Genomic DNA, 7,920 nt, shown 5'->3' with positions numbered 1-7,920 from the left:
TGCAGCATAACTAAGACGATGATCATGAAGAGACATCAACGCATCGCAAAACTATTTGATGAAAATTTCTGGGTGAATCGTTGACGAAGTCAGGAAAAAGAGTTGCCTGACCCCAGGCAACTCTTTTTTTTTGTATTCATGTTTGTGTTTTCAATCTTTATTACTTTCTGCCTTCATTTTTCACCACCCCGGCAGGGGTGAAATTATGGATAACCCCGGGTGCCAACCCGGGGTAGCGAATCTATCCTCTCTCTTTCTGAACCCCGAAGTGGGTTCAACCCGCTTCGGGGTTGCGTTGTGTGGGGATGGACAATCCACCCCGGGTTGGCACCCGGGGTTATCCATGTGAAAGCCCTTTCGGGCTTTTCTGCTTACAGTATCTAAGCTATTGTAACTTAAGAATAAGTTGACATGTCATTCCTCATTCCTCATTCCTCATTCCCCACTATCTCGGTGCCTTCGTATAAAGGAACACCGCAATGACCGTATAGATGATATTCGGGATCCAGGCGGCTACCATGGGGCTTACATAGCCATTGATAGCGAAGGTGGAGGTGACGGTCGTAAAGAGGATATAGGTGAAGCTCAAGCCGATCCCGATCCCGATATTCAGCCCCATGCCCCCTTTTACTTTGCGGGAAGAGAGTGAGACTCCAATGGTGGTCAGGATAAAGGCCGCCATGATACCGGCATATCGTTTGTGGTATTCTATTTCAAACTGCTGGATATTGCCGATCCCTCGCTGCTTCTGCCGTTTGATATAGGTATAGAGCTGCGGGGTGGTCATCGTTTCGTTATCGTTGACTGCAATCATAAAGTCGGAAGGGATAATCGGAATGATGGAGTCTATTCGCGAGCCTTCGGTGATGGTCTCACGCATGCCGTCGAAATCGCGGATCATATAATCCATTACCGTCCACTGGTACAGGGTGTCATACTTGATAGAATTCGCTGTTAGGCGAGACACCAATTGTTTGTCTTCAAAATGCTCCAGGGAAAAACGATACCCCATGCGTGATTTCGTTTCGTAGCTGCCGAAATAGGCAATCACCCCCGGCTCTACCTCCAACTGAATATCCCGGGCATATTCCACCCTTTTGTTCTTTATGTAGTTGTTTTGAAACTCAATACGTGTGATATTGGCCGGAGGGATAATAAAGGCATTCAGGATAAAGGTCGCTATGGCAATCACTGCCGCCGAGATCATATAGGGCAGCATCAATCGCTTAAAGCTCACCCCACTCGCCAGCATGGCAATGATTTCCGACTTGTCGGCCAGTTTGGAGGTGAAAAAGATAACGGCAATAAAGGTAAACAGCGGGCTGAACAGATTCGCGAAGTAGGGAATGAAGTTCATGTAGTAATCAAACACAATCGCCCGCAACGGCACTTCCGGATTCAGGAACTTATCGATCTTTTCGTTGATGTCGAATACCACCGAAATAGAGATAATCAGGGCAATCGCGAAAAGGTATGTGCCCAGAAATTGTTTGATAATATACCAATCGATCCGTTTGAGTCCCAAGGTGAGTTTCATGCTTACAGGCGGTTTGAAAGTTGAACAACCATGTCGCGTTTCCATGCAACAAAATCCCCGGCGATAATGTGCCGGCGCGCCTCTTTGACCAGCCATAGATAGAAGGCCAGGTTGTGTAACGAAGCAATCTGAAGGCCTAATAGCTCTTCCACCTTAATCAGGTGGTGCAGGTAGGCTTTACTATACAGGGTGTCAACATAGGAATGGGCATCCGGATCGATGGGCGAGAAGTCGTCTTCCCATTTTTTGTTCCGTATGTTGATGGTACCATATTGTGTGAACAGTTGCCCGTTGCGTCCGTTGCGTGTCGGCATGATGCAGTCGAACATATCAACGCCCCGCTCGATGGCCTCCAACAGGTTCACCGGTGTGCCAACGCCCATCAGGTAGCGCGGTTTGTCTTCCGGCAATATCTCGTTCACCACTTCAATCATTTCATACATCTTTTCCGTCGGTTCGCCCACTGCCAGGCCACCGATCGCGTTGCCATCCGCGCCTTTCGAGGCCACATTCTCCGCTGCTCTCCGCCTAAGGTCGGGGTATACACAGCCTTGTACGATAGGGAAAAGGGTTTGTTTGTATCCGTATTTCGGTTCTGTCTCGTTGAAACGCTTGAAACAACGATCCAGCCAGCGCTCTGTCAGTTCCAGTGATTGCTTGGCATAGGCATACTCGGCATCTCCCGGCGTACATTCGTCGAACGCCATGATGATATCGGCTCCGATAGCCCGCTGGATATCCATCACGTTCTCGGGTGTGAACAGGTGTTTGGATCCATCGATATGTGAACGGAATTCAGCCCCTTCCTCTTTGAGCTTGCGGTTTTCCGAGAGGGAAAAAACCTGGAACCCGCCGCTATCGGTCAGGATCGGGCCGTTCCAACTGTTGAACTTATGCAGTCCTCCTGCCTTTTCCAAGATCTCGATGCCCGGGCGAAGGTAAAGATGATAGGTGTTTCCCAGGATGATCTGCGCACCGATATCGCTTGTCAGCTCAGGCATTTGCACCGCCTTCACTGTGCCCTGTGTTCCTACGGGCATAAAAATAGGCGTCTCGATCACTCCATGGTCTGTTGTGATCGTTCCGGCTCTGGCATGGGAGTGAATATCCTTTTGTTCTACTTCAAATGTCATCTTGCGGTAAATTGTCAGCAAAGGTAATATTTCCGTTGGTATTTGGCAATAATATATCTGCGTACTATCTTTGTTAAGAATATAATTCCATTTATGAAAGAATCATTTCAGGCAGGATTGATGGATGATGTATTTATCCTTAAATTAATACAGAAAGGCGACAAGCAGGCTTTTAAGTATCTGTTTGATTCTTTTTTTGCTGCTTTATGTCGCTTCCTGCGTATCTATGTGGGGGATCATTCGGTGGCGGAAGAGATAGCACTGGATGTGTTTACGGCCGTATGGGAAAAGCGGGAAAGCCTGGAAATCAAAATATCCTGGAAAGCCTATCTCTTCCGGGCGGCTCGGAATAGAGCGTTTAATTATATACGCGATAATGATCGTTTTGTGTTTGTCTCCGACTGGTCTTTGCACGATAAAACAGAGATTGATCATTCTCTGGAACTGAAAGAACTCGAACACCTTATTCAAGAAGCCGTCTATACGCTCCCTGATCTTTGCCGGGATATTTTTCGGCGAAGCCGCATGGATCACCAAACGAATAAAGAGATTGCCGGCGAGCTGAATATATCGGTGAAGTATGTGGAAGCCCAGATCACCAAAGCCTTGAAACTGATTAAGAAATACCTGGGCGATTCGTACCATTATCTGTGGTAGTGAAAAAATAATTCTCTTTTTTTCTGAAAATTTGTAGGGTTCTATTGTTTTGTTGTGTCTTACCTAAAAAGCATCAAACAATTATGGAAAGACATATACCTTGGGATCTATTGATTGCTCACCTCAAGAAAGAAGCGGATGAGGAGGCGGAAGAAGCGTTGCTGATATGGCGCACTCAGGCTGACAATCATATACTGTATAACGAGATCGCCTCTTTATGGGAGGAGATCATAAAAGAATCGGCCGCCTATAACCCGGATACCGATTATTATTGGAAACAATTGGAGATGCGTATGGAGGCGATGGAAAAGAAGCGGAGAACTCTTTCTATACCTTTGCGCAATATACGAATCGCTATGGCGGCAGCCTCTGTTTTATTACTTGTGGCCATCTCTTCTTCCTATTTTATTACCAAAAAATATTTCCAGCCGGCTGTTAGCCTCCAGACTTATAAAGCCTTGAATGGTAAATCGCAGATGATACTGCCGGATGGGAGTGTCGTTTGGCTGAATGTCGGGTCGACATTGACCTATGAAACCGCTTTCCTGAAGAATCGTCGGATCGACTTGGAGGGACAGGCCTTGTTCGAGGTTGAGCGAGATGAGAAACATCCTTTCGTTGTATCGACGGGCGACGTAACCGTGGAGGTGCTTGGTACCCGCTTTCATGTAGAGGCCTATCCGACAGATGAAGAGATACGGGTTGCCTTGCTCGAGGGGCGGGTAGAGGTGTCTGCTTTCGAGCAGGCATTTGTTATGGATCCCGGTGAGGTGGTTGCTTTCGACCGGCATTCCCGGTCGCTCTCTAAGATAGAGGGGGATGTTGTCTTTGAATCGTTCTGGGCAGACGACTCCTATACCTTCGATGCCAAGCCGTTGAGTTATATCTGTCGATACCTGGAGCGTTGGTTTAATATCGATATAGAGCTCGATCCTGCTATTGCCGACTCACAGGTCTACACCTTCACCATCACCGACGAGCCGCTGGAAACCATCTTGCAAATCATGTCACGGATCAATCCGATTCAATACTCTTTTGAAGACGATAAACGTGTATTTATAAAGAATGTGTCACCCGTTAAAAAGTAAATGCCTATGATATAGTGAGCCATAGAACAAAAAAGCTGCCCGATAAATACTACCGGACAGCTTCCCGGAGGAAACCTCCGTTGTGAAAACACCCTGAGTCTTATTCAAAATTGGACCTTTGGAGAGACTCAACATGTTAACTTTTAATTTCTACAAAAATATGAATAATAAAAAAAGATTCACGCATAAAAGATTATATTTTGCTTTATTTCTGCTTTTATTCCTTTTCTCATTACCCATACATGCTACACAAGCACCCGGAAAAATCACCATCCGTTTTGCAGACATTCCCTTGTCAGAGGCGATCAAAAAGATAGAGACGGCGAGTAATTATAGCTTCTTCTATGATGTAAACAAGACCGATCTGCAGCAGCGCGTAAGCCTTACGGCAAACGATTTGCCTATGGAAGAGGCTATCGCCCAGTTGCTTCGGACGACCAATCTGACATTTAGTATCACGAACCGACAGATTGCACTCATTTTGCAGTTGCCATCGAGCGATTTGCCTGTAAAAACCGTTACAGGGATCGTGACCGACCATCGAGGTGAGCCGATTATCGGTGCCAATATTGTGGAAAAAGGTACCACAAATGGTGTGGTGACAGATATCGATGGCAACTTCTCCATCTCCGTGCCGGGCAATGCCACCCTGCGTATCTCTTACATTGGTTACATAGGGCAGGAGCTCTCTATCCTGAATCAATCGAACATTTCTGTTATATTGAAAGAAGACCTACAACGCCTGGAAGAGGTCGTGGTCGTTGCCTATGGTACACAGATCAAACGAAATGTGACCGGAGCCATGGAAACGCTTGACTTCAAGGAATTGTCGGATATGCCGGTGGCACAGTTTGCTCAGAAGATGCAAGGACAAATCGCCGGCGTACAGGTGAACCAGACGACGGGGATACCCGGACAGGGAATGAATATCCGTGTGCGAGGCTCAGCTTCTATCTCTACCAATTCTTCTCCGCTCTATGTGGTAGACGGTTTTCCTATTGTGGGAGATATAAACAATATCAACCCCAATGAGATCGAGACCATGACCGTATTGAAAGATGCGGCAGCCACCTCTTTGTATGGATCCAGAGCGGCTTTTGGTGTGGTGTTGATTACCACGAAAGCGGCCAAAGGAGGAAAAACCCGGGTGAACGCGAATGCCTATATGGGGATTCAGCAAGTGCCGCAGAAGGGAAGAACGGAGATGATGGACGGAACCGAGTGGGCGCAATTCAAGAAAGAATACTATGAAGACTTAGGGCGCGAGGTGCCCGAGGCTTTTCGGAATCCGGAACAATACGGTAAAGGCTATGATTGGTATGACGCCATGCTGCGTACGGCGATGATCAGTGATTACAGCATCACCATTACTTCGGGCAATGACAAGCTGAATACCTCTGTTATCCTGGGCTATTTCCGTCAGGAGGGTGTTGTGCATAATTCAGATTACAATCGTTTGTCGATACGTTCCAATACCACCTATAACATCACCAAGAATCTGAAAGCAGCCTTCAATGTGGCGCCCAGTTTCAGTTATGAGAACAGCCCCTCTTCCGATGGTGCTTTCTTTAGTGGCGGTGGTTTCCTGGCCAATGCCGAGTTGACACCTCCCATACTGCCCTATCGAAATGAAGACGGCTCTTATCCTGTCTCTATCACAACGCCGGGCATTACCTCTTTTGAGACACCCAACTGGGTTCGTTCCATACAGGACATCACCAACAAACGCAAGGTGAACCGTCTGTTGACTAATGCCCAATTGGAATATGAACCGATCAGGAACCTGATATTAAAGACCAGTATTAATGTCGATTTGGGACAAACCTTCCATCATGTGTTCCAACCGTCGACTGCCGGACGGGCTTTTGCTGCCGCGCCCAGTGCTATTATGGCCAATCTTACCGAAGCCAACAACAGGTATTATTCCTGGTTGTCCGAAAATACCGTCTTCTATTCCAAGGAGATTAACGATCATTATTTTGACATCTTAGGCGGTTACACGGCTCAGAAGTTTCGGAGTGATTATCAGTCCATGAGCGGATCGAATTACCCGGATGATAGAATCCAAACGATAAATGCCGCGTTGGTGAAGAACAACCCGACAATGGATGTGCAGCAATGGAGCATGATCTCTTACCTGGCACGTTTGAATTATAGCTATAAAGGAAAGTATTTGTTGGGTGCCAGTATCCGTCGCGATGGCTCTTCCCGTTTTGGAGCCAATAATAAGTGGGGTAATTTCCCGGCTGCCTCTGCCGGTTGGATTGTTTCGGACGAAGGATTTATGGACGACTTCAGATGGATGTCATTCCTGAAGCTGCGTGGTAGCTACGGGATGATTGGAAATAACAATATTGGTAACTATACGCATTATAACACAGTCAGCAGTTCTGCCAATGTCGTTTTTGGCAATACGGCAGCCAGCGGTGTGGCGGTGACCAACCTGGGCAATGATGATCTCGGGTGGGAGAAGACAAGTCAGCTGGACTTGGGTGTTGATGTTGGGTTCCTGAACAACAGAATCAGCTTCACCTATGACTACTACAACAAGGTGACCACCGACCTGCTTTATTCTTTGTCGGTACCTCGTGAGTCGGGCTTCTCCAATCTGATGGGGAATGTTGGGGAAGTAAAGTTCTGGGGACATGAATTCAGTCTTAACTCCCGCAATCTGGTGGGCGACTTCAAATGGACGACCAACTTTAACATTGCCTTTAGCGATAATAAAGTATTGGCCTTGTCGGGCTTGAGCGATGAATTGTTTGCCTATTCCGGCTTTGTCTCTACGGTCTCTCGCGTAGGGGGACGGATCGGCCAATTCTACGGATTGATTCAAGATGGCGTCTATGTCAATCAGGCCGATTATGACAACTCACCCAAAGCGGTAGATTCGCAGGTGGGAACGATTAAGTTCCGCGATGTAAACGGAGATAAAGAGATTACTTTCGGTGATGTCGATGGCGACAAAACAGAAATAGGGAATCCTTTCCCTAAATTCACTTTTGGGATGACAAACACTTTCTCGTATAAGACTTTTGATCTTTCCATCATAGCCGCCGGTTCCTATGGGAATAAGATCGCTACCCCTTCTGAGCAGGGCACGGCGAATCTGGATGGACCGTTTAACGTCATGAAAGAGGTGAAAGACAGATGGCGTTCGCCCGAAAATCCGGGAGCCGGTTTGTACGGAAAAACAACCAGTGGCACGTCGCGGGAACGGGATGTGTTCCATTCTCGCTTTATCAAAGATGGTAGTCACATTACCATCAAGAACATCACGTTGGGCTATACCTTGCCTTCTAACCTGATTAAGCATATCAGCGATCTTCGCGTGTATGCCAGCGTGCAACAGCCGTTTGTCTTTACCAAATATAAATATGCCAATCCGGAGGTAGGAGTAGGCTTTAGCGGAGAAACACCCAGTTCACTGTTGCAGGGGATCGACTATTCGACTTACCCTGTTCCGAGAACATTTACGATTGGCTTAAATATTACGTTTGAATAA

At 47.0% G+C, this 7,920-nt stretch carries 5 protein-coding genes; 3 read left to right on the top strand and 2 right to left on the bottom strand.

Annotation, left to right across the window (positions count from 1 at the left end):
• Nucleotides 1-445 precede the first annotated feature (445 nt).
• A complete protein-coding gene (locus tag M2134_RS07160) occupies nucleotides 446-1,537 on the bottom strand; it encodes an LptF/LptG family permease (protein WP_280750598.1) in 1,092 nt (363 codons plus the stop codon).
• Nucleotides 1,538-1,539: 2 nt separating this feature from the next.
• Entirely contained in the window at nucleotides 1,540-2,670 is a 1,131-nt protein-coding gene (gene tgt / locus M2134_RS07155; RefSeq protein WP_280750597.1) for a tRNA guanosine(34) transglycosylase Tgt, read from the bottom strand.
• Between the two features lie 93 nt (nucleotides 2,671-2,763).
• Here tgt and M2134_RS07150 point away from each other — a divergent pair, with 93 nt between their 5' ends.
• The 3 genes from M2134_RS07150 (at nucleotide 2,764) to M2134_RS07140 (ending at nucleotide 7,920) form a co-directional block, all read left to right on the top strand.
• On the top strand, nucleotides 2,764-3,327 hold the full coding sequence (locus M2134_RS07150; RefSeq protein WP_280750596.1) for an RNA polymerase sigma-70 factor: 564 nt from the start codon (nucleotides 2,764-2,766) through the stop codon (nucleotides 3,325-3,327).
• Nucleotides 3,328-3,410: 83 nt separating this feature from the next.
• Nucleotides 3,411-4,415 carry a FecR domain-containing protein gene (locus M2134_RS07145; protein ID WP_280750595.1) on the top strand — a complete coding sequence of 335 codons (1,005 nt, stop codon included), beginning with the start codon at nucleotides 3,411-3,413 and terminating at the stop codon, nucleotides 4,413-4,415.
• A 160-nt stretch (nucleotides 4,416-4,575) separates the two neighbouring features.
• Complete coding sequence (locus M2134_RS07140) at nucleotides 4,576-7,920, top strand: TonB-dependent receptor (protein ID WP_280750594.1); 3,345 nt, start codon at nucleotides 4,576-4,578, stop codon at nucleotides 7,918-7,920.

Source organism: Parabacteroides sp. PM6-13 (assembly GCF_029892605.1).
In the GTDB taxonomy this organism is placed as follows: domain Bacteria; phylum Bacteroidota; class Bacteroidia; order Bacteroidales; family Tannerellaceae; genus QVMG01.
This window is presented reverse-complemented; position numbering and strand designations above follow the sequence as displayed.

Bases quoted from the DNA above. Each gene is read 5' to 3' on its own strand.
- M2134_RS07150 (WP_280750596.1), top strand. From the start codon at position 2,764: ATGAAAGAATCATTTCAGGCAGGATTGATGGATGATGTATTTATCCTT.
- M2134_RS07145 (WP_280750595.1), top strand. From the start codon at position 3,411: ATGGAAAGACATATACCTTGGGATCTATTGATTGCTCACCTCAAGAAA.
- M2134_RS07140 (WP_280750594.1), top strand. From the start codon at position 4,576: ATGAATAATAAAAAAAGATTCACGCATAAAAGATTATATTTTGCTTTA.
- tgt (WP_280750597.1), bottom strand. From the start codon at position 2,670: ATGACATTTGAAGTAGAACAAAAGGATATTCACTCCCATGCCAGAGCC.
- M2134_RS07160 (WP_280750598.1), bottom strand. From the start codon at position 1,537: ATGAAACTCACCTTGGGACTCAAACGGATCGATTGGTATATTATCAAA.